Source organism: Ruegeria sp. BG10 (assembly GCF_056538575.1).
This window is the reverse complement of the sequence record NZ_JBQFTI010000001.1, coordinates 1,366,963-1,389,475: the sequence shown is the minus strand read 5'-3', so window position 1 is coordinate 1,389,475 and position 22,513 is coordinate 1,366,963. Positions and strand designations below refer to the sequence as shown.

Annotated in this window: 19 protein-coding genes and 2 tRNA genes; 10 read left to right on the top strand and 11 right to left on the bottom strand. The window is 61.1% G+C overall.

From position 1 onward, the window contains the following. Nucleotides 1-40: 40 nt before the first annotated feature. Genes ACR0D8_RS06850 through ACR0D8_RS06840 form a run of 3 tightly spaced genes read right to left on the bottom strand, consistent with a single transcriptional unit; the run spans nucleotide 41 to nucleotide 2,520 of the window. Nucleotides 41-955, bottom strand: coding sequence for a pseudouridine-5'-phosphate glycosidase (locus ACR0D8_RS06850; protein WP_480645411.1), 915 nt, complete (start codon nucleotides 953-955; stop codon nucleotides 41-43). Beyond that, nucleotides 952-1,845, bottom strand: coding sequence for a PfkB family carbohydrate kinase (locus ACR0D8_RS06845; protein WP_480645410.1), 894 nt, complete (start codon nucleotides 1,843-1,845; stop codon nucleotides 952-954). Before ACR0D8_RS06845 ends, ACR0D8_RS06850 begins: the two co-directional genes overlap by 4 nt. 54 nt (nucleotides 1,846-1,899) lie before the next feature. Continuing rightward, on the bottom strand, nucleotides 1,900-2,520 hold the full coding sequence (locus ACR0D8_RS06840) for a thiamine phosphate synthase (RefSeq protein ID WP_480645409.1): 621 nt from the start codon (nucleotides 2,518-2,520) through the stop codon (nucleotides 1,900-1,902). A 152-nt stretch (nucleotides 2,521-2,672) separates the two neighbouring features. On the opposite strand from ACR0D8_RS06840, the gene ACR0D8_RS06835 reads away from it, so the two are divergent. The 3 genes from ACR0D8_RS06835 to ACR0D8_RS06825 are packed head-to-tail and all read left to right on the top strand — an operon-like array spanning nucleotide 2,673 to nucleotide 6,097. Further along, complete coding sequence (locus ACR0D8_RS06835; protein WP_475161055.1) at nucleotides 2,673-3,416, top strand: RNA methyltransferase; 744 nt, start codon at nucleotides 2,673-2,675, stop codon at nucleotides 3,414-3,416. Nucleotides 3,417-3,476: 60 nt separating this feature from the next. Next, nucleotides 3,477-4,622 (top strand): heme A synthase, encoded by a 1,146-nt coding sequence (gene ctaA / locus ACR0D8_RS06830; RefSeq protein WP_480645408.1) that lies wholly within the window; start codon nucleotides 3,477-3,479, stop codon nucleotides 4,620-4,622. A 5-nt stretch (nucleotides 4,623-4,627) separates the two neighbouring features. Continuing rightward, nucleotides 4,628-6,097, top strand: coding sequence for a carboxypeptidase M32 (locus ACR0D8_RS06825; RefSeq protein ID WP_480645407.1), 1,470 nt, complete (start codon nucleotides 4,628-4,630; stop codon nucleotides 6,095-6,097). Between the two features lie 28 nt (nucleotides 6,098-6,125). On the opposite strand, the gene trhA is transcribed toward ACR0D8_RS06825, so the two are convergent. After that, nucleotides 6,126-6,794 (bottom strand): PAQR family membrane homeostasis protein TrhA, encoded by a 669-nt coding sequence (trhA, locus tag ACR0D8_RS06820; protein WP_480645406.1) that lies wholly within the window; start codon nucleotides 6,792-6,794, stop codon nucleotides 6,126-6,128. Between the two features lie 125 nt (nucleotides 6,795-6,919). Continuing rightward, nucleotides 6,920-9,646, bottom strand: a complete 2,727-nt coding sequence (gene gyrA / locus ACR0D8_RS06815) for a DNA gyrase subunit A (protein WP_480645405.1) — start codon at nucleotides 9,644-9,646, stop codon at nucleotides 6,920-6,922. Nucleotides 9,647-9,839: 193 nt separating this feature from the next. On the opposite strand from gyrA, the gene ACR0D8_RS06810 reads away from it, so the two are divergent. After that, nucleotides 9,840-10,109, top strand: a complete 270-nt coding sequence (locus ACR0D8_RS06810; protein ID WP_170481731.1) for an usg protein — start codon at nucleotides 9,840-9,842, stop codon at nucleotides 10,107-10,109. 92 nt (nucleotides 10,110-10,201) lie between these two features. Next, complete coding sequence (locus ACR0D8_RS06805) at nucleotides 10,202-10,897, top strand: lipid-binding SYLF domain-containing protein (protein ID WP_480645404.1); 696 nt, start codon at nucleotides 10,202-10,204, stop codon at nucleotides 10,895-10,897. Here the strand turns inward: ACR0D8_RS06805 and ACR0D8_RS06800 are convergent, their stop codons facing one another. Then, the gene (locus ACR0D8_RS06800; RefSeq protein ID WP_480645402.1) at nucleotides 10,898-11,851 is read right to left on the bottom strand and encodes a radical SAM protein; all 954 of its coding nucleotides are present in this window, start codon (nucleotides 11,849-11,851) and stop codon (nucleotides 10,898-10,900) included. A 162-nt stretch (nucleotides 11,852-12,013) separates the two neighbouring features. Here ACR0D8_RS06800 and zwf point away from each other — a divergent pair, with 162 nt between their 5' ends. The 4 genes from zwf (at nucleotide 12,014) to ACR0D8_RS06780 (ending at nucleotide 17,558) form a co-directional block, all read left to right on the top strand. Next, nucleotides 12,014-13,468, top strand: coding sequence for a glucose-6-phosphate dehydrogenase (gene zwf, locus ACR0D8_RS06795; protein WP_480645400.1), 1,455 nt, complete (start codon nucleotides 12,014-12,016; stop codon nucleotides 13,466-13,468). Then, the gene (gene pgl, locus ACR0D8_RS06790) at nucleotides 13,465-14,136 is read left to right on the top strand and encodes a 6-phosphogluconolactonase (RefSeq protein WP_480645398.1); all 672 of its coding nucleotides are present in this window, start codon (nucleotides 13,465-13,467) and stop codon (nucleotides 14,134-14,136) included. Before zwf ends, pgl begins: the two co-directional genes overlap by 4 nt. A gap of 5 nt (nucleotides 14,137-14,141) precedes the next feature. Next, nucleotides 14,142-15,752 carry a glucose-6-phosphate isomerase gene (gene pgi / locus ACR0D8_RS06785; RefSeq protein WP_480645397.1) on the top strand — a complete coding sequence of 537 codons (1,611 nt, stop codon included), beginning with the start codon at nucleotides 14,142-14,144 and terminating at the stop codon, nucleotides 15,750-15,752. A gap of 186 nt (nucleotides 15,753-15,938) precedes the next feature. Continuing rightward, nucleotides 15,939-17,558 (top strand): long-chain-fatty-acid--CoA ligase, encoded by a 1,620-nt coding sequence (locus ACR0D8_RS06780; protein ID WP_480645396.1) that lies wholly within the window; start codon nucleotides 15,939-15,941, stop codon nucleotides 17,556-17,558. Nucleotides 17,559-17,575: 17 nt separating this feature from the next. Here ACR0D8_RS06780 and ACR0D8_RS06775 read toward each other — a convergent pair. The 4 genes from ACR0D8_RS06775 to ACR0D8_RS06760 form a co-directional block, all read right to left on the bottom strand. Continuing rightward, nucleotides 17,576-17,650, bottom strand: a tRNA-Asn gene (locus tag ACR0D8_RS06775). 246 nt (nucleotides 17,651-17,896) lie between these two features. Further along, entirely contained in the window at nucleotides 17,897-18,715 is an 819-nt protein-coding gene (locus ACR0D8_RS06770) for a DUF2189 domain-containing protein (protein WP_480645395.1), read from the bottom strand. A 448-nt stretch (nucleotides 18,716-19,163) separates the two neighbouring features. Next, a tRNA-Asn gene (locus ACR0D8_RS06765) sits at nucleotides 19,164-19,238 on the bottom strand. Nucleotides 19,239-19,315: 77 nt separating this feature from the next. Further along, nucleotides 19,316-20,230 (bottom strand): MBL fold metallo-hydrolase, encoded by a 915-nt coding sequence (locus ACR0D8_RS06760; RefSeq protein ID WP_480645394.1) that lies wholly within the window; start codon nucleotides 20,228-20,230, stop codon nucleotides 19,316-19,318. Nucleotides 20,231-20,274: 44 nt separating this feature from the next. On the opposite strand from ACR0D8_RS06760, the gene ACR0D8_RS06755 reads away from it, so the two are divergent. Next, nucleotides 20,275-21,594 (top strand): ATP-binding protein, encoded by a 1,320-nt coding sequence (locus tag ACR0D8_RS06755; RefSeq protein WP_475161028.1) that lies wholly within the window; start codon nucleotides 20,275-20,277, stop codon nucleotides 21,592-21,594. Here the strand turns inward: ACR0D8_RS06755 and ACR0D8_RS06750 are convergent. Then, entirely contained in the window at nucleotides 21,581-22,513 is a 933-nt protein-coding gene (locus ACR0D8_RS06750) for a hypothetical protein (RefSeq protein WP_480645392.1), read from the bottom strand. The two genes, ACR0D8_RS06755 and ACR0D8_RS06750, sit on opposite strands and share 14 nt — an antisense overlap.

Genomic DNA, 22,513 nt, shown 5'->3' with positions numbered 1-22,513 from the left:
TTAGTTAAGCAGTCCGGGGCTTTGGTACAATAGCTTTATGTCATTCGGTTCCCTGGGACAGGGCGCGCGCAATGCCTGCCGCCAACCGGGCGTTGTTGCGCACCAGTGCGATATTGGCGATCAGCGAGCGGCCCTCGGTCTGTTCGTAAATCCGTTGCAGCAGGTAAGGGGTGACGCCCTTGCCGGTGATGCGGTGCGCATCCGCGTCGGATTGAGCCGAGGCGATGATTGTGGCCAGTTCCTCAGCCGGGATCTGATCTGCCGCCGGGATCGGATTGGCGACCAGTTGACCGCCGGGCAGACCAAGCGCGCGGCGGGTGGCGTGGGCCCGGGCAATGTCTTCGGCACTGTCCATCCGCAGCGGGGCGGCAAAGGGCGATTTCGCGGACCAGAATGCCGGAAACTCGTCCTGACCATACGCGATGACCGGAACACCCAATGTTTCCAGAACCTCAAGCGTTTTGGCGAGGTCTAGGATGGCCTTGGCTCCGGCGGCCACGACCGTCACGGGAGTCTGGGCCAGTTCGTGCAGGTCCGCGGAAATGTCGAACGAGGTTTCAGCCCCCTGATGCACGCCGCCGATACCGCCGGTGGCAAAGACTTCGATCCCGGCATAGCGGGCGGCGATCATGGTCGCGGCTACCGTTGTCGCGCCGGTTCCGCCTGACGCCATGCAGACCGCCATATCCGCGCGGGATATTTTGGCGACGCCCTGCGCCTGTCCCAGCGACTGCAGCTCATCCGATTCCAGACCCACATGCAGCTTGCCCTTGATCACGGCCATGGTTGCAGGAACGGCCCCGGCGTCGCGGATGTCCTGTTCGACCTGCGCAGCAACTTCAATGTTCTGCGGGTAGGGCATCCCGTGGGTGATGATGGTGCTTTCCAGCGCAACGATGGGTTTGCCGGCCTCTTTGGCGGCGCGAACTTCGGCAGAGTATTGGATGTCGATCACAGTGGGGTTTCTCCGGAAACATAAGTTGCAGCAGCGTGCAGGGCGCGGGTCAGTGCCTCGTCGCTGGGCGCGCCACCTGCCTCTGAGGCAATGTGGGCGGCCATGAAGGTATCTCCCGCGCCGGTCACGCGGGTGACCAGAACGGATGGGGGTTTCTGTGTCAGGATTTCGTCTGCGTTACCGACGGTGGCAGAGTTGCCGCCATCGGTGACCAGAACCCGCAGCGCGCCGCGATCCAGCAGGCCCCTGGCCGCGCTTTCCGAGTCCCTGAACTCTCGCTGGCACAGGATACCTGCCTCTTCGAGGTTCACATAAAGCGTCGCGCGGGCGTGTTTCAGGAACGGCAGCAGTCGTTCAGCCTTACCCGGCGAGGCCGGGGCGACGCGCAGATCGGCGCGAGCAAAGGCGGGGCTTTGGGCGATTTCTTCCAGCAGCGTCAGCGTCAGGTTGCCGTCCAGCGCAATCGGCCCCTCGAACGGCGCATTGTCATACCCAAGCGGTCCCTGCATCAGTGGGCGCAGTATCTTGGCGCCGGCGGCCTCAAGCGAATGCGCGTCGGCGATGGCTGCGATCAGGCCGTTGGCCCCCTCGACAGCCATATAGCGGTCGGTCGGCAGATCCTGCGAACGGTAAATATGATCCGTCACCATCCCAAGCCGGGCGCAGGCGTTGACCAGTTCGTCGCCCTCGGGGTCGCGGCCGATGGCCGTCAGCAGGGTGGGGGTCATGCCGAACCGCACCAGCGTCATGGCAATGTTCATGGCCACACCGCCGGGCAGGCGGGTGATCCGCCCCGGCACGTCCGATCCCTGCCGCATGGCACTGGCAGATCGCCCGATCACGTCCCAGAGGACCGAGCCGATACACAGGATTTCGCTGTTCTGAGTCATGTCGTCGTCATGCCGCAGCCCCGGCGCAGGCGCAAGGGGTATCGCGCGGACGGGTCAGCGCATGGCGGCGGTCAGCGCCGTCAGCGCGGCCAGCGGATCATCCTGCGCCCAGATCTCGTCCCCGATGCCGAAAAAGTCGGTGCAAGGCGCAAGATCGCGGATCAGGTCCGGGGTCAGCCCGCCTTCGGCCACGACCGGAACCTCGATCATTTCGGACCACCATTGGAACAGGTCGCGTTCGGCTGTGCTACCGTCGCCCAGATCGGACGCGCCGACCGGGCCGAAGGCAACGTAATCTGCGCCCGCCTCACCAGCAGTCATACCGTCATGGCTGGAGACGCCGCAAAAACTGCCGACGATGGCGTCGGCCCCCAGTTCCTTGCGCGCCGCACGGACCGAGCGTGCCGCATCGTCCAGATGCACCCCGTCCAACCCCAGACGTTGCGCCAGCAGAACATGGTTCGAGATCACCAGCGCCACATCGCGCGTATGGGCCACCTCGCGGCAGGCGTCGGCGGCGCGGGCGATGGTGTCCTCGTCACTGCCCGCCAGCGCCAGCCGGATACAGGCAATGTCCGCCCCGTCGAGAACGCGGCCCAACTGTTCGGGAAAAGTGCTCAGCGAGATCGTCGGCGGGGTGATCAGGTAAATCTGTGGCTGCTCGGGGGTGTCCATTGGCGCGTCCTTCGCTTTCAGTCTTTTGCGCGGTTTAGCGGATTGCGGCGGGGAAGCAAACTTTTATGGCCCGTCGCGGCGGAATTGCGGCGGCTACGCCTTGCCCTGCGCATGCGTGCCGATTAGAGCAGGCGCAGTTTTCGGAGACAGCCATGCCCAGCGACAAATCCCAGCCTTCCTTCGTGCTCGTGCGCCCGCAGATGGGCGAAAACATCGGTGCCGCCGCGCGGGCGATGTGGAATTTCGGGCTGGACCGGATGCGGATCGTGGCGCCGCGTGATGGCTGGCCGAACCCCAGGGCCGTGGCGATGTCCAGCGGGGCCGGGCGGCTGCTGGATGAGGCGCAGCTGTTCGATGATCTGGCCGGAGCACTGGCGGACAGCACCTTTGTCTTTGCCACCACGGCGCGGCAGCGCGGGCTGACCAAACCGGTCTACAGCCCGGAACGGGCCATGCAGATTGCGTCCGAAAAGGTAGCGGCTGGCGAGAAGGTCTCGGTCCTCTTCGGCCCCGAACGGGCAGGGCTTGAGAATGAGGACATCGCCAAGGCCAATGCCATCATCTCGGTGCCGGTGAATCCTGAATATGCTTCGCTGAACCTCGGCCAATGTGTGTTGCTGACCGCCTATGAGTGGATGCGCCAGACCGGCGATGTGGTGCACGAGGCCACCGATCTGGGCAAGGGCGACTGGGCGACGGGGATCGAGGTTGAAAAGCTGGTCGAACATTACGAGGACCGGTTGGACGAGGCCGGGTTCTTCTACCCGCCCGAAAAGGCCGAAGGAATGAAGACCAATCTTCGCAACCTGTGGTCGCGGATGCGGATGACGCGGGCGGATGTGCAGATGCTGCACGGGATCATGCGGCAGATGGTCCGCTGGAAGGACAAGGGCTGAGGCTGGACCTCAGCCCCCCTTGGCCCTAGCTTGCGACGAAATTCAGGACATGAGGACAGCATGAGCGGCAAGCGCAGCATCTTCGAAGAAGTCTCGGACACCGAAAAACAAAAGGCGGTGCAGCCGGGCATGATCGACCGGGGCCGGGGCGGCGCGCGTGGCGCGATCCGTGTCTGGTTGATGATCCTGTTTGCGCTGGTCGTGGTGATGATCGCCGTGGGCGGGCTGACCCGCCTGACCGACAGCGGCCTGTCGATCACCGAATGGCGTCCGATCACCGGGGCCATCCCGCCGATGACCGAAGCCGATTGGCAGGCCGAGTTCGACAAGTACAAAGAGATTGACCAGTGGCGCATTCAGAACCAATGGATGGAGTTGAGTGATTTCCAATTTATCTACTGGTGGGAATGGGGCCACCGCCAACTGGGCCGGGTGATCGGTCTGGTCTGGGCGATCGGGTTCTTCGGGTTCCTTGTGGCACGCAAAATCCCGACGGGCTGGGCCGGCAAGCTGCTGATCCCCGGTGTTCTGGGCGGCGTACAGGGTGCCGTCGGCTGGTGGATGGTCGCGTCGGGCGTGACGCAGGGCGAGGGGATGACGGCCGTGGCCAGTTACCGTCTGGCCGTGCATCTAGGGCTGGCCTTCGTGATCCTCGGTTTCCTGGCGTGGTATATCTTTGAACTGGGCCGGGAAGAGCGTGACCTGATGCAGGCGCGGCGCGCAAAAGAGGTCAGGTTGTTCTCGCTGTCGACCGGGTTGATGCAATTCGCCTTTCTTCAGATTCTGATCGGCGCGCTGGTGGCGGGGATAGATGCCGGGCGGTCCTATACCGACTGGCCCCTGATCGGCGGGCAGATTCTGCCGCCCGATGCCACCATGCTGGAGCCGATGTGGCGCAATTTCTTTGAGAGCCCGGGATTGGTGCAGTTCATCCATCGCTGCGCGGGCTACCTGCTGTTTGCTTTTGGTGTCGTCGTCTGGCGTCGCGGCGGCACCAGCGCCCATCCGCAGACGCGCTTTGCCTTCAACGCGGCCTTTGCGGCGCTGTCGTTGCAGGTGGTCATCGGTATCGTCACCGTGGTCTACGCTGCCCCCTGGCAGATCGCCATTCTGCACCAGTTCATGGCCGTCGTCGTCTGGACGCTGATCCTGCGCGCTCGGTTCCTGACCGCATACCCAATCGCAACTTCGATCCGCGGAGCCTGACCCCGATGACAGCTTTCGACGACCTGATGGCGTTCCAACGCGAAACCTCGGCGCTGGGACAGATAGCCGGGCGGCTGGGCTGGGACCAGGAAACGGTGATGCCGCGCGGAGCCGCCCCGCAGCGGGCCGAGGAAATGGCCGCGATCGAGGCGGTTCTTCACGCCCGCCGATCCGATCCGCGTGTGGCTGAGTGGCTGGAAAAAGCAGACCCGCAGGACGAGGTGGCGCGGGCTCAGATCCGTGAAATCCGCCGTTCCTATGAGCGGACTGTCAAAGTACCGGCCGATCTGGCCAAGGCCATTGCGCGCGTAACTTCCGCCGCGCAGGGCACCTGGGCGCAGGCCCGCGCGGACGAGGACGTGGCCGCCTTTCTGCCCGTTCTGCAAGAGGTCGTAGCCCTGAAACGGGAAGAAGGCGCGGCGCTGGCGCAGGGCGGCGACGTCTATGACGCCATGGTCGAAGATTATGAGCCCTATACCACCGGCAGCCAGATCGCCGCGATATTCGACCAGATGCGCCCGCGCCTGGTGGCCTTGCGGGCCGCTGTTCTTGATCGGGCCGCGCCCAAAGCACTGACGGGTACATTTGACGAGCTGGCGCAGATGCGCCTGTCGCAGAAGCTGGCCACCACCTTTGGCTATGACCTGAATACGGGGCGCGTGGACAAGGCGGTACACCCGTTCAGCTCGGGCAGCGGGCTGGACGTGCGGATCACCACCCGCACCAGCGAGACGGACCCGTTCAACTGCTTCTACTCGACCATTCACGAGGTCGGACACGCGGCCTATGAACAGGGGATCGACCCGTCTTACACCCTGACACCGCTGGGCAGCGGCGTGTCGATGGGCGTGCATGAAAGCCAAAGCCGGATCTACGAAAATCAGATTGGCCGCTCCCGTGCCTTTACCGGCTGGCTGTATGATCAGATGACGGATGTGTTCGGCGATTTCGGCGTCGCAGATGCGGATACTTTTTACGCCACCGTCAACGCCGTCCATAACGGCTATATCCGGACTGAGGCGGACGAGGTGCAATACAACCTGCACATCATGCTGCGTTTTGATCTGGAACGTGCCCTGATGTCCGGCGATCTTCAGGTCAGTGATCTTGAGGCCGCGTGGAACGACCGCTTTGAGGCTGATTTCGGCTATGCGGTCGATAAACCGTCGAACGGGTGCCTTCAGGATGTGCACTGGTCGGTTGGCCTGTTCGGCTATTTCCCGACCTATTCATTGGGCAACGTCTATGCAGGGTGTCTCTATCAGGCACTGCGGGCCGCCGTACCGGGGCTGGAAGGGCAATTGGCCAATGGGGACACTTCGGGTGCAACGGGTTGGCTGCGCGAGACCGTGCAGCAGTACGGTGGCCTTTTCATGCCGCGCGAAACCATCACGCGCGCCAGCGGAATGGAGCCGGGGCCGGAACCCCTGTTGGCGTATCTGGAGGACAAGTTCGGGGCGCTGTACGGGCTTTGAACCTCATTCGTCGGGCACAGCCTTGGCCTCAGGCGGGGCTTGACGGCAACATCTCGATACGCAGGGCGACGGCGGCAAAGAACAGGCCGCTTCCGGCCAGAACGAACACATGCCAGATTGTATTGTGATAGGGTAGCCACTCTAACAGGTAGAAGATCACGCCTGCGGTGTAGATGAGGCCCCCGGCGAACATCAGCGTCAATGTGACAGGCGAGAGTTCGGCCAACATGGACTGACCAGCCCACACAGCTGCCCAACCCATCAGCAGGTAAAGCGCCAGTCCGAACCAGCGGAACCGGTTCGGGTCGATCATCTTCAGGACCGAGCCCAACGTTGCAGAAAACCACAAGCCCAGCAACAAACCCAGCGACTGTGAGGCCGAGAGGAGCACGAAGGGCGTGTAGGTTCCGGCGATTTTTATGTAGATGCCCGAATGATCGAGGCGACGCAGAAATTCGCCCCATTCGTCATGCTCAATCATGTTGTACAGCGCCGAGAAGGTCAGCATCAGAACCAACGTCACGCCATAGATCGTCGCGCCCAATACCGCTGCGGGGTCAGAGCGGTAAAAGACTGTCATGATGATCAGCATGGGAACAGCAATCGCCGCCGAAGACACGCCGAGCACGTGAACGATGCCGTCACTTATACGTTCTGAACGGCTATAGGCAGGGCGGATATGGGCAAATGACCACATGAAAAAAAGTTAGGCACGTGGCGGGTTTCGGGCAAGCCTGTCTGCCGGAGAGGTGGCGGGAACGTGATCCGGAACGGCAAAACGCCCGCAGAACGGGCGCTTTGTTACACTTCTGTAGTGCTTTGTTATTCTTCGGCTTCTTCGTCGCCCTGATCCGCGATCCAGGCAACGCTAACAACCTCTTCCCCCTTGCCGGTGTTGAAGACGCGCACGCCACCCGCGCTGCGTGAGCGGAATGAGATACCGTCGACCGGCACCCGGATCGACTGGCCCTTGGAGGTGGCCAGCATGATCTGGTCGTCGATCTCAACCGGGAACGAGGCCACAAGTTCACCGCCGCGCATTGCCTTATCCATGGCCGCGACGCCCATACCGCCGCGCCCGCGCACAGGGTAGTCGTGGCTGGAGCTGAGCTTACCGGCACCGCCCTTCGTGATGGTCAGGATCAGGTTCTCGGCAGCGGACATTTCGGCGTAGCGCTCCTGCGGCAACACGCTGTCGGCATTGCCTTCCTCCTCGTCCCCTTCGGCCTCATCCGTGACACCGGCCATCAGGCGGCGCATTTTCAGATAGGCCGCGCGTTCGTCCGGTCCGGCTTCGAAATGGCGGATCACAGACATCGACACCACGCGGTCACCATTGGTGAGCCTGATCCCCCGAACGCCGGTGGATTCGCGCGAGTTGAAGACGCGGACATCCGTGGTGCGGAAGCGGATCGCCCGGCCCGAATTGGTGACCAACATCACGTCTTCATCCTCGGAGCAGATGCGCGCGTTTACCAGTTCCACATCCTCGGGCAGCTTCATCGCGATCTTGCCGTTGCGGCGGACATTGGTGAAGTCCGACAGACGGTTGCGGCGCACATCGCCGGCGCTGGTGGCAAAGACGATCTGCAGGTTCTCCCATTCTTCATCCGGCACATCCACAGGCATGATCGCGGCGATCGAAACACCAGTCGGGATCGGCAGGATGTTCACAATGGCCTTGCCCTTGCCGGTGCGGCTGGATTGGGGCAGGCGCCATGTCTTGAGCTTGTAGACCATGCCTTCGGTGGTGAAGAACAAGAGCTGCGTGTGGGTATTCGCCACGAAGAGGTTGGTGACAACATCCTCTTCCTTGGTCTGCATCCCAGACAGACCCTTGCCGCCGCGCTTCTGCGCCCGGAAATCGGCCAGTGGCGTGCGCTTGATGTAACCGCCAGAGGTGACGGTCACGACCATGTCTTCACGCTCGATCAGGTCCTCGTCTTCCATGTCGCCGGACCAGTCGACAATCTCGGTGCGGCGGTCCACGGCGAATTGTTCGCGGACGTCGCGCAACTCCTCGGCGATGATCGACATGATGCGCTCGCGCGAGGACAGAATATCCAGATATTCCTTGATCTTGGCGGCCAGGCTTTCCAACTCGTCCGTGACTTCCTTGACGCCTAGTTGGGTCAGACGTTGCAGACGCAGTTCGAGGATTGCGCGGGCCTGAACTTCGGTCAGGTTATAGGTGCCGTCGTCGTTCATCTTGGACAGAGGATCGTCGATAAGGCGCAGATAGCCTTCGATCTCGGCCGCAGGCCAGCGGCGGGTCATCAGCTTTTCGCGCGCCTCTGCGGCATCTGCTGACGACCGGATCGTCGCGACCACTTCGTCGACATTCGAGACCGCAACGGCCAGACCACAGAGGATATGGCTGCGTTCGCGTGCCTTGCGCAGATCATAGGCGGTGCGACGTGCAACGACATCTTCGCGGAAGTCGATGAATGAGGTCAGGAAGCGGCGCAGGGTCAGTTGCTCGGGCCGGCCACCGTTCAGCGCCAGCATGTTGCAACCGAACGAGGTCTGCATCGGCGAGAAACGATAAAGCTGGTTCAGCACCACTTCGGGCGTTGCGTCACGTTTCAGTTCGACGACAACGCGTACACCGTTGCGGTCGGATTCGTCCTGTACATGGGCCACGCCCTCAATACGTTTCTCGCGCACCGCTTCGGCGATCTTTTCGATCATCGCGGCCTTGTTCACCTGATAGGGGATTTCGTCCACGACGATGGCGTAGCGGTCTTTGCGCAGTTCCTCGACCCGTGTCTTGGCACGGATGATGACACTGCCGCGGCCCTCCAGATACGCCTTGCGCGCACCGGACCGGCCCAGCATCACACCTCCGGTCGGGAAATCGGGGCCGGGAACGTATTCGATCAGCTGCTCGGACGTCAGATCCGGATCGTCGATCAGCGCCAGCGTGGCATCGACCACTTCGCCCAGATTGTGCGGCGGGATGTTGGTCGCCATGCCGACAGCGATACCGCCGGCACCATTGACCAGCATGTTCGGGAAACGGGCGGGCAGGACGGTTGGTTCTTTGTCCTTGCCGTCATAATTGTCCTGAAAATCGACCGTCTCTTTTTCGATATCAGCCAAAAGGGACGCGGCGGGCTTGTCCATCCGAACTTCGGTGTAACGCATGGCCGCCGGGTTATCGCCGTCCATCGAACCAAAGTTGCCCTGACCATCCAGCAGCGGCAGCGACATCGAAAAATCCTGCGCCATCCGCACCAGCGCATCATAGATCGCGCTGTCGCCATGCGGGTGGTATTTACCCATCACATCGCCGACCGGACGGGCCGATTTGCGGTACGACTTGTCATGGGTATTTCCGGTTTCGTGCATGGCATACAGGATGCGCCGGTGCACCGGTTTCAGCCCGTCGCGCAGATCGGGGATCGCGCGGCTGACGATGACCGACATCGCATAGTCCAGATAGGAGGTGCGCATCTCGGATTCGATGGACACCGTCGGACCGTCATAAACGGGGCGCTCGGGCGGGGTTTCGTCCATGTTTTCGGGGATTTCTGGCGTATCGCTCACGTAAACTGCCCGTGTATTGTTCTGGGTCTATATCTTGTGGATGCACCTTATCAGACCCGGCACATAAGGTGCAAGCAAGCAACCATTTCACCTGCGAAAAACCCCGGTAACATCAGAGTAACATATTGTTAACTAAGGGTTAGGTGGTTTTCGTGCTATGCTGAAGAGACCTTGCAAGAAATTGGAGGTCTGCATGGAGCAAAGCGAAACGGAATTAATGCTCAAGGGGTATGGGCTGACGACGGCGGAATTCTTCTATCACATGCCCGACTATATTCACGTACTCAACACATTCATTTGGCAGGATTACGATCTGGCACCGGATCATCCAAAACTGTTTGATTTCATCGACTTCTGGCAGCGCGAGATTGAAGGGCCGCTACATTCGGTTCGGTTTACACACCGCAAGATGATTGCACCCGGCGAATGGCGCAATGTTGTGGGTGAGTTCCGGGTAAACTGAAAATCCGGACTTCAATCGTTTGACGTGCGTTATTTTTCGGGCCGCGTGATGTAGTGTGGCGCCAAGCCTTCGGTCACACACGGAATCGCGCGATGCACAAAATCCTGATCTTAACCACCGCTTTAGTCCTGAGCGGACCTGTTTTCGCCGAAGGCGTTCTGGACAAAATCAAGAAGGGTGCGGAAAACACCGCCGATGCCATCGGGCGCGGGGCCGAGACCGTGGGCGATACCGTCCAGAAAGGCGCAAGCGCGGTTGATGACACCATCGCATCCACGACCGATCTGGTGACCAACGAAGCCACGCCCGAGGAAACACGCGCCAAGCTGGACGTCATGGCTGACGACGTTCTGGCACAGCTTTTTGCCGAAAACCCCGATGCACAGGCGCTTTATGAAACAAGCGCGGGTTACGCGGTATTCGACTCGCGCAAGGTGACGGTGTTTCCGGTTTCGGCGGGCTATGGGCGCGGCGTGGCAGTTTCGAAAGACACCGGCCAGCATACCTATATGAACATGGGATCGGGTGGTGTCGGTGCGGCCGTCGGCATTGGCGGGTTCGAGACTAAATTCGTGATCCTGTTCGAAACGCCCGCCGACCTGCAGGCGTTCATAGACCACGGTTATGATGCAACGGCGGAAACCGGGGCCATGTATGGTGACGACAGCACCGGCGACACCGTTCACTTCACCGACGGCCGGTCCTTTTTTGCACTCAGCAAGAAAGGCTGGCGGGTTGCGGCCGGGGCGTCCGGTACGAAATTCTGGAAATCGCCCGAGTTGAACTGATCAGCCCGAACAACTGGCCCCGCCCAGAACGCAGAACTTGGCGCAGTGCGGATGGTTCAGATGCACGTCCGCTTCGGCCTCGGCCAGTGAATGGCCCATCTCAAACTCCGGCTCATAAGGCAGCAGGGTGCAGGCCAGAACGGCAGGGCGTTTCGCGCCTTTGCGTTTGACGACCATGCGGGCGCTGGCGCACATCACCGCGTCGGGGGATTTGTTCAGGATGCCCCAGCATGCGGTGGTGATTTCCGGAACCTCGACAGTTTCGTCCATCTCGGGGAACAATACCGTCTCACCCGGATTCTGCGCGTCGATGTCAAAGCCATGCCGGGCATAAAAGGCGGCATATCCGGCGCGGCTCTCGGCTTCGCTGTCACCCCAGAGGGTGCGCCCGGCCACGGCCATTTTGAACCCGTTGTCGCGCAGCCATTCCATCCCGGCGATCGTCTTGTCAAAGCTGCCCTTGCCGCGTTCTTCATCATGCAGGTTCGGGCGAAAGTGATCCACAGAAACCCGCAATGTCAGCCTGTGACCAAAGTCGCGTAACAGGCCAAGCAGGCCCTCGCGCATCCCGCGGCGCATCATCGGCTGCATCGCGTTGGTCAGGATCAGAACCTCATACCCGCGCTCCAGCGCTGCGCGTGTCATGTCGATCATCTCGGGGTTCATAAAGGGTTCGCCCCCGGTGAACCCAATCTCGCGCACGGGCCAGTTGCGTTCCTCAATCTGATCCAGATAATCCCGCACCTCGTCTGCCGTTATATAGACAAGCGCATCGTTGGTCGGGCTGCTGGCGATATAGCAATTGACGCATTCGATATTGCACAGGGTTCCGGTATTGAACCAAAGCGTCTGCGGGCTGCTGAGCGACACGGAGGCCCGCGTTTGCCCGTCTGCTGTCACCAATTTGTTCTGAAACTTGCCAATATTGGCGCTTTGAGGGGCGTTGTCTTTCATTCCCGTATCCGGTTCTTTGAAGTCTACACACCGACTTAGCCCTTCACCGCGGGATAGTTAAGGGCACAGCCCGGGAACTGACAGAGTTTTGATGAGGGGAAATCCGCTTGATTGATTGCGCTAACATTGGACATGACCCCGGGGGCAAGGTAAGGAAAATGCATGGTTTCTCGTGTAATCCCTGTTGATCCGTTCGATCTGGTCATTTTCGGCGGTACCGGCGATCTTGCGCAGCGCAAGATTCTTCCGACGCTGTTCCGACGTTTTTGTGCAGGTCAATGGCCCGAGGACGCCCAGATCATCGGTGCGGCGAGGGCTGAATACAGCCGGGACGACTTTCGCGACATGGTCGCCGAATCCATGCGCAGCCACATGCCCGCCGCCAGTCAGGACGCCGATGCGCTTGGCGCGTTTCTGCAACGGGTTGACTACGTTCCACTGGACGCCTTGTCGGGTGCCGGCTTGGACCAGCTTGCCGGAAAGCTGAATGCCGGGCGCGTCCGGGCCTTCTATTTTTCCGTGGGCCCGCAACTGTTCGGGGCGCTGGCTGAACAAATCAAGTCCCACGGTCTGGCGACGACACAAACCAGGGTTGTGGTCGAAAAGCCCTTTGGGCATGACCTCGACAGCGCACGGGCACTGAACGGCACTCTGGCGGCGCATTTTTCAGAAGGTCAAATTTACCGGATCGACCACTATCTGGGCAAGGAAACGGTTCAGAACCTGATGGCGGTCCGGTTTGGGAACATGCTGTTTGAACCGCTGTGGAACAGCCAATATGTCGACCATATCCAGATCACGGTTGCTGAATCCGTAGGCATCGACGGGCGCGAAGAATATTATGATCACGCCGGTGCGATGCGTGACATGATGCAGAACCACCTGATGCAGCTGCTGTGTCTGATCGCGATGGAGCCTCCGGCCAAGTTCGACCCCGACGCGGTCCGTGACGAAAAGCTCAAAGTCATTCGTGCGCTGGATCCGGTCGAACCGCACCACATCGTGCGCGGTCAGTTCGAAGGCGGGTCCAGCGGGCCGGGTTATCGGCAGGTTGTGGGCAAGCCGCGATCGACGACAGAAAGCTATGTCGCCCTGCGGGCGCATGTCAGCAACTGGCGGTGGGCGGGCACGCCGTTCTATTTGCGCACCGGCAAGCGGTTGGTGGCCCGGTCCTCCGTGATCAACGTGCTGTTCAAAGACGCGCCGCATTCGATCTTTGGCGCCGACGCGGGGCGACACGCCAATGCGTTGTCCATCCGTCTGCAACCGAACGAAGGCATTACCCTGAAAGTGACCATCAAAGAGCCGGGCCCGGGCGGCATGCGTCTGGTCGACGTGCCGCTGGACATGAGCTTTGCCGAAGCGCTGGGGCCGGAAAATCAGGACCCGCCGGGCGCTTATGAGAGGTTGGTGATGGATGTTATAAGGGGCAATCAGACCCTGTTCATGCGGGGGGATGAGGTCGAGGCCGCATGGGCCTGGACCGATCCGATCATCGCAGGCTGGCAGGCGCGCGGCGACGTGCCCAAACCTTATGAAAGCGGCAGCACAGGACCGGGCGACGCCGAGCTGCTGATGAAACGGGACGGTCGCCGCTGGCAAGGAATAAACCCATGAATATTCAGGAATATGCCGACCGGGACATGCTGGCCATCGACGTCGCGAACGCGCTGGCCGGAGAGCTTGAGTCGGCGCTGCTGCACCATGACGTGGTCTCGTTTGCGGTGCCGGGCGGCACGACGCCGGGTCTGGTTTTCGACGGGCTGTGCGCGGCGGATCTGGAATGGGATCGGGTGCGGGTTCTGCCCACAGACGAGAGATGCGTGCCTGGAGATCATGAGCGTTCGAACGAGCGTCTGATCCGCGCGCGCCTGCTGACCAATCGCGCCTCGGTGGCGCAGTACATTCCGCTGTACGTGCCCGGCAAGGAACCCGAAGAAGTTCTGCCCGAGATCGAAAGCCTGATCGCTCCGATCCGGCCCTTGTCGGTTCTTGTGCTGGGCATGGGCGAAGACATGCATACGGCCTCTCTGTTTCCCGGCATGGACGGGCTTGAGGATGCTCTGGACAGCCACGCGCGCCCATTGGCAGTGGCGCGCACGGATGTTCAACCCGAACCACGTATCACCCTGACCGCGCCCGTGCTGGATGGCGCGTTGTCGAAACACCTGATCATCTATGGCGGCGCCAAGCGCGACGCCCTTGAACGCGCAATGTCACTGCCGCCGGAAGATGCCCCGATCGCAGCAGTGCTGAGCGGCATGACAGTCCACTGGGCGGAGTAACGAAGATGCAACTGGATAAACTCAAGGCGCTGGCCACAGACCGCGACGACAGGACCATCCTGGAATTGTTCGAATCCGACGCAGACCGGGCAGCGGGGTTTTCGGCATCGACCGGCGACCTGTTGTTTGATTACTCGAAAACGCAGATCGACACCGATGTCAGGAACGCCCTGATCGACCTGTGCGATCAGGCCGGTCTGGCCGAGCGCCGCGAGGCGATGTTTTCGGGCGCAAGGATCAACGAAACAGAAGACCGCGCGGTATTGCACACCGCACTGCGCAATCTGGACGGAGGTCCTGTCGAGGTTGATGGTCTGGACGTCATGCCCGACGTCCTCGACACGCTGCAACGGATGCGGGTCTTCGCCGAAGAGGTGCGCGGCGGCGCGGTGACCGGGGCAGGGGGCAGTTTCACCGACGTGGTGAATATCGGCATCGGCGGGTCCGATCTGGGCCCGGTGATGGCCACGCATGCGCTGGCCCCGTATCACGACGGGCCCAGGCTGCACTATGTGTCCAACGTGGACGGGGCGCATATCGCGGACACGCTGCGCCAGCTTGATCCGATGCGGACGCTGATCATCGTTGCGTCCAAGACCTTTACGACCATCGAAACCATGACCAACGCCCGTACGGCGCGGGCATGGATGACGGATGGCGGTGGGGATCCGACAAAGCAATTCGCTGCTGTGTCCAGCGCGCTGGACAAAACGCAGGCCTTCGGTATCCCTGAAAACCGTGTTTTCGGGTTCGCCGATTGGGTCGGCGGGCGTTATTCGGTTTGGGGGCCGGTGGGTCTGCCGGTCATGATCGCGGTCGGCTCGAACGCGTTTGACGCGTTCCTGCGGGGTGGTCAGGCGATGGACGTGCATTTCCAGGCCGCCGACTGGGCCGAGAATATGCCGGTTATGCTGGCTCTGGTCGGTGTCTGGCATCGTCAGGTTCTGGGCCATGCCAGCCGCGCGGTTCTGCCATACGATCAACGGTTGCTGCGCCTGCCGGCCTATTTCCAGCAGCTTGAGATGGAATCGAACGGTAAATCCGTCGCCATGGACGGCAGTTCGCTGAGCGTCCCCTCTGGCCCGGTTGTGTGGGGCGAGCCCGGCACCAATGGGCAGCACGCCTTTTATCAGTTGATCCACCAGGGCACTGACGTAATCCCCTGCGAATTCATGGTTGCCGCCGAGGGGCACGAACCCGAGCTTACGCACCACCAGCGGTTGTTGCTGGCCAATTGTCTGGCTCAATCCGAGGCATTGATGCGGGGGCGTTCGCTGGACGAAGCGCGGCGGCGCATGGCCGACAAGGGCCTTCAGGGCGACGAACTGGAGCGACAGGCGCGTCACCGTGTATTTCCGGGCAATCGGCCGTCCTCGACCCTGATCTATCCAAAGCTGACACCGTTTGTGCTGGGCCAGATCGTTGCCCTGTATGAACACCGGGTCTTTGTCGAAGGGGTGCTCCTGGGGATCAACTCGTTCGACCAGTGGGGTGTTGAACTGGGCAAAGAGCTTGCGACCTCGCTGGGACCCATCGTGGACGGAGAGGTCAGTGCTGACGGCAAGGACGGGTCAACCGCCGCGCTGGTCGCCTACGCGATGCGCCACCGGGGCTAGGTACCGCGCAAAAACGGGCCTGCCGCCGCGGCAGGCCGCATTCTCTTATTGTCAGACAATTAAATGATTGGCAGGGTTCCATATGAGGAAACGCCACGAAACCTGAACCGGGCCGGTGCCTTCGGGATTTCGTGCAAAGAACAGGTGTGGCCAAGCTGAAGCCGCGCCGCCATAGGGAGGATGTCCATGCTGGGACAGATGATGGCGCAGCCTTTGCTGATCTCGTCGCTGATTGAACACGCCGATCAATATCATGGCCAGACCGAGATCATTTCGGTCGAAACCGATGGCTCGGTGACGGAAACCAACTGGGCGCGGATTGCGGAAAGCGCCCGGAAACTGGCTTCCGCGTTGTCCCGGCTGGGGCTGGAACCACAAGCCCGGATCGGGACGCTGGCCTGGAACAACCGCCGACACCTTGAGATCTACTATGCCGCCTCGGGGGCAGGTTTCGTGTGTCATACGGTCAATCCGCGTCTGTTTCCCGAACAGCTGACCTATATCATCAACCACGCGCAGGACCGGGTTCTGTTCTTTGACGCCACCTTCATCCCCTTGGTGGCTGCGCTGAAGGAACACCTGACCGAAGTTCAGCATTTCGTCCTGATGGGCGCCCGGAACGAGGACGCCATTTCCCAGATACCCGGTGTCCAGTTCTACGACGAATTGATCGAGACCGGAGCCCCCGGATTCCAATGGCCTGGCTTTGATGAAAACACGGCCTCAAGCCTGTGCTACACTTCGGGCACAACCGGCAATCCCAAGGGCGTGCTCTATTCCCATCGCTCGACCGTCCTGCACAGCTTCGCGTCGAATACCCGCGATGTGATCGGGTTTTCCGCCATGGACGTGGTGCTGCCGGTGGTTCCGATGTTCCATGTGAATGCGTGGGGTTCGCCTTATTCCTGCGCCATGTCCGGATCGCGCATGGTGTTGCCGGGGCCGGACCTGCACGGCGAGGCGCTGGTAAATCTGATCGACACCTATGGGGTGACACTGGCGATGGGGGTTCCCACGATCTGGCAGGGGTTGCTGGCCTACGCCGCGCAATCCGGCAGCAAGCTGGCAAGCCTTGAGCGTACTGTAATCGGCGGGGCAGCCTGTCCCCCGTCGATGATCGAGACGTTCCGTGAGACCTATGGCGTCGATACCGTCCACGCCTGGGGCATGAGCGAAATGAGCCCCCTGGGTACGGCCAATCACCCGCTGGCCAAACACCTGACCCTGCCCAAGGACGAGCAGCACAGGCTGCGGGAAAGCCAGGGCCGCCCCTGTTACGGCGTACAGTTGAAGATCGTCGACGATGCCGGTAGCGATCTGCCCCATGACGGTGAAACGCAGGGCGACCTGATGGTGCGCGGCTACTGGGTTCTGGACAGCTATTTCCAGATGCAGGATCAAGGCCTGTTGCAGGATGGCTGGTTCGCAACCGGGGATGTCGCCACTCTGGACGCGGATGGGTACATGACCATTCGCGACCGCTCAAAAGACATCATCAAGTCCGGCGGGGAATGGATCAGCTCGGTGGAACTGGAAAACATCGCCGTCGCGCACCCCAAACTGGCGACGGCCGCTGTTGTCGGCGTACCGCATCCCAAATGGGACGAACGGCCAATACTGGTTGCGGTCAAGGCTGAGGGAGAAAATCCGACCGAGGAAGAGCTGCTGGCGTTCTTCGACGGCAAGATCGCCAATTGGCAGGTGCCGGACAAGGTGGTTTTCGTCGACGCCCTGCCGCTGAACGCCACCGGAAAAGTCCTGAAACGCAACCTGCGGGCGGATTTTGAAGGCGCTTTAACAGGTTGACGAACTGAAGGTAAAATTGGCTCCGGCGGTAGGGATCGAACCTACGACCAATTGATTAACAGTCAACTGCTCTACCGCTGAGCTACGCCGGAACTGAGCCGCGTGTATCAACAGGCAATGCGGACGTCCAGACGAAAAAGACGATTTTTGGGGAGGCGGGCACAAGCCCCTTCAAAACCTGTAGCTGCTCGAAGCCAACTTCTTTGATTGGTGCAGGTGGAGGTATCGTTGAACCCAAAGAGGACTTAGCAAAACACCCGTCAATTATTGCCTAGCCGGCGCCTTGACGGCCCGGCTACTCCGTCCGTCCTCAGGACTGACGGCGCGCGCCGGATAGATCATCCCTCGGCTGGTGATACGGCGCGCTGATAGAGGTGCCAGGTGGCGTGGCCAAGGATCGGCAATGTAAAGATCAGGCCCAGAAACGCCGGGACCATCGACAACAGCATCGTGACCGAGATGATCGCGGCCCAGCTGAGCATGACCACCGGGTTTTCCGTGACGACGCGAATGGACGTCAACATTGCGGAAACGAAATTGGTTTCCCGGTCCAGCAGCATGGGCATGGCAACGACGGTCACAGCGAACAGAACAGCCGACAGAAACGCGCCGACGCAGGTGCCAACTGCAAGGAAGGTCCAGCCCTGAGGAGTGAAGAACACGATGTTTAGAAACCCTTCAAAATCCGAGAAGGACGCGTTCTGCAGGATGATCGCCAGCCAAAGCCGAATTTGGTAAATCCACACCCAGAAAATGAACAGCGTAACAAAGGCCATCCAGCCCAACTCGCGTTTGCGCTGATTGGCCATGACGGTGAGGATTTCAGACCAGCCGAAGCTCTCGCCTTTCTGCAACCGGCGCGACATCTCATATAACCCGGCGGCAGCGAAAGGCGCGACCAGCGGAAAGCCAACAATGGCAGGAATGATCATCCAGATCTTACCGAGCCAGACCAGGCTCCAGACAAGCAGGATTCCGAAAACTGCATAAAACAGGCCGAAAAAACCGCTCATAAGGGGGCGCGCCAGAAAGTCGGAAAACCCGGCCTTCAGCGACGCGGTGATATCAGCCGCAGTCACCTTGTTCACCTTGGGCATGGCCTGATTCTGCGGCGTCAGATTGTCCGGTGGTGTGGAACCTGCGGTCTTGGATGGCATGACACACTCCTTCCAACGAATGTTGCCGCGCTGGTCCGTTTTCCAACCAACCAGGCAGTGAAACAGACATCCCTCTTCCACATGCAAGTTTGCGTCAGGTAGGGCAATTGAGCAAGGGGAAGTGTGGTGGCCACCCACACGGCGATCCGTCATTCCGGCCAAAGAACAAGGCCGATTCTCAACGAGCCCAGGCCCACGAAAAGGGGCAGCGAGCTTCAGCTTTGCGTCCGACGCAACCGGTAGAGCTCGAATCAAATGGTGTTAGGGCGGTCATTCCTGAAAAATGTCTGAAAAACAGACCCTTGATGGCGGGATGAGCAAGCAAGCCTGGTTTCCTTCGCAAATCTTGGCGCAAACCATTTTCTCAAACTAGGTTGCCAAATGGCGCGATCCGGTCGTCTCAAAGACGAGTGAACGCTCTGCAAGGTGTTGAATTATTGGGGAAATTTGGCTCCGGCGGTAGGGATCGAACCTACGACCAATTGATTAACAGTCAACTGCTCTACCGCTGAGCTACGCCGGAACTGAGGGGCGTATAGCAACCCGCATTTTCGCCGTCCAGAGGGGAACGACAGGAATTTGCAAAAAAGTTCTGCGGCTCTAAAAAGACCGGACGAACCGGGCGTTGACGGACAGTTTTCCGTCGGGTTCGACCTTTGATTTTCCAGCCAGATCAACCAGATGGGCGAATACGTTGCGCTCTGCCGCTGGAAGAAGCGCGGCGGGTGTGTCCGTGTAAATCCGTGCGGCCAGGTCCCGGGCCGTGCCGGGATTGATCTCCAGGGCGGCCAGAATCTGGGCCTCACGTTCCATGCGGTGATTGATCAGCCAGTCCAGCCGGCCGGCAGGGTTTGTGATCGGGGCCCCGTGTCCGGCATGAAACACTGACCAGTCACGCGCCCGCAGGCGGTGGCAGGCGCTCATGAAATCTGTCAGATCGCCGTCCGGAGGTGATACCAGCGAACTGGCCCAGCCCATGACGTGATCGGCCGTGAAGCAGGTGTCGCCCCAGGCCAGCGCGATGTGGTTGCCCAAATGGCCGGGCGTGTGGATCACCTCAAGCTGCCACCCGTCGCCCGAGATAATGTCGCCGTCTGCAACTTCGACATCGGGCTGGAAGGCCGTGTCGATCCCTTCGCCGCCCCCGGCAAGCCCGTCCCGGGCCAGTTCCGACATGACCGCGCTGCGCCCGGCCTCAGGCCCGCCAAAGGCGAGGACCGGAGCGCCCGTTCGTTCGGCCAGCGGTGCTGCAAGCGGGGAATGATCAAGATGGCTGTGGGTGACGACGATATGGCTGATACGCTGGTCGGGCTGTACAGCGGCCAGTATGGCATCCAGATGTGCGTCGCTGAGCGGGCCGGGGTCGATCACGGCCAGGTCGCGGCATCCAAGCAGATAGGTGTTGGTGCCCCGGTATGTCATCGGTGACGGATTCGGTGCCAGGATGCGCCGTAGGTCCGGTTGCAACTCAACGGCCGGGCCGGCGGGCGGGTTGAAATCATCGGGGGCCTGCATTCTGCACTCTTTCTCTTGTCGTAACAGCCCGTTAGGTTTAGCGCATGTCCGCGCGATGGCTCAAACCCTATATGCCGCGCAGCCTCTATGCCCGTGCTGCGCTGATCCTGGTTCTGCCGGTGATTGTCCTGCTGTTGGTGGTGGGCGTCGCGTTCCTGCAAAAACACCTTGAGGACGTGACCGCGCAGATGACACGCGCGGCATCGCGCGAGGTGACATTGGTGACTGACGTCATGCAGGACGCCGAGACCCAGCAACAGGCGCTGGCAGCCGTGCGCCCGGATTTGCTGGCTTTGGATATGCGGGCGCGGTTTCTGGGCATCAACGAGAAACCGGTCATCGGCCCCCGCCGATGGTATGATTTCATCGCGCCGCAGGTTGAAACCGATCTGCATGCGCTGCTGCCGGAACTGGTCACGGTCGCCTTGCCCAGCGGTCAGGAGGCGCGGCTGTACCTCCGTACACATCTGGGGATGCTGCAACTGACCTTTGATCGCCGCAGGTTGTCGCCTGCCGCGCCGCATCAGTTGATCGTTACGATGGTGTTTTTCGCCGTCATCATGACCTCGATTTCGTTTCTGTATATGCGAAACCAGTTGCGTCCGATTACGCGTCTGGCCGATGCCGCGCAGGCGTTCGGGCGTGGCAGAGTGGTGCCGTATTCGCCCGGTGGCGCCATCGAAGTCCGTGCCGCCGGCAGCGCGTTTCTGGATATGCGCGCCCGGATCGAGCGGCAGATGGAACAGCGCACGATGATGTTGTCCGGTGTCAGCCATGATCTGCGCACCCCACTGACCCGCCTGAAACTGGGCCTGTCGATGCTGCCCGAGGATGAGGCCGCGCCGCTTCAGCAGGACGTTGATGAGATGCAGTTGCTGCTGGATGCCTTCCTCGATTTCTCGCGCGGGGCGGCGGAAGGATCGCCGGAAACCGTCGATCCCGAAACGCTGTTGCGCCAGATCGTCAAGGATGCGCGCCGGGCCGGTCATGACGCAAATCTGGTTTCGGTCGAAGGTGCGGGTGCTGTTACCCTGCGCCCCACGGCCATTCGCCGTGCCGTTGAAAACCTGATCGGCAACGCCGTCCGATACGGCAATTGCGCCGAGGTCAGCCTGTCGGTTTCTCCCAAATCCCTGCGCATCCGGGTCGAAGATGACGGGCCGGGCATTCCGCCCGAGCAACGCACCGAGGCCGTCAAGCCATTCTCGCGCCTCGATCCGGCACGCAACCAGAATCGGGGCAGCAGCGTCGGGCTGGGTCTGGCCATCGTTGCCGACATTGCCCGCGCGCATGGCGGCGTGCTGCGGCTGGGCAAAAGCGAACGGCTGGGCGGGCTGTGCGCAGACATCATCATCGGTCGGTAACGGGTCCCTGGTACATGCGACGCATCACCAGTGGAGTCAGGTACATCGGTATCTGATATGCGCCGATGAACACCATGATCGGCGCCGTGACCTCTGGTGACAGGGCGACAAAGAACAGGGCGATGTTCCGGTTTGCAGCGATCAGAGATACGGCGGTTGTCCTTGCCGGGGACAGTCGCGACCGGGTCAGATAGAAAAAGGCGATCTGTGTGCCGAAATTGGCGGCGCAGGCGAAGGCAATCCAGAAAATTGCGCGCATGGTTTCGGTCAGAATCGCCTCGCTGACCGATGGCATCAGGCCGATGACAAAGATCGCCAGCGTGACATTTGCGATGCCTTCAAGGCTCTGCTCTGAGCTCGGCGACGGACGGCGCAGAAACGTCATACGCAAGGCGATCGCCGTGAGCGTTGACAAGAGGATCGTGGCCAGAAGCTTTGCCGCGGCCCACAATACGGCACCGAACCCACCAAACTCGGGCGCAAACCAGAAGACGGGTGCCATCGTCAGCGGCAACAATGCGGTGCCGACAACCAGCAAGCGCAACGCAAACTCCGGGGAATGCCCCATCATCCGGCACAAGTTCGGGCTGCCGGCAATTGACGGTGCTGCCGTCATGATCAGCAGCGCGAACAGAACCGGGCTGCCGGACCACCCACCTGCAGCACCGACCGCCAGAAGGGCCAGCGGCATGGCAAGTTGCAGCCCGACCACCGCGAGGAGAACGCGGCGCAGGTCGGCCAAAGAACCCAGAATGCTGTCCGGTTCCATGCGCAGGACGGTGACGAACAGCAAAAGCACCACCATGGGCGGCAACAATGGCCGCATCGGCTGTGCCAGCCCCGGCAGCAGCAACCCCGCGATCAAACCCGCCAACAGCACATAGGGGCCGTGGCGGGCGGCTGCGTGCAAAGGGTTCAA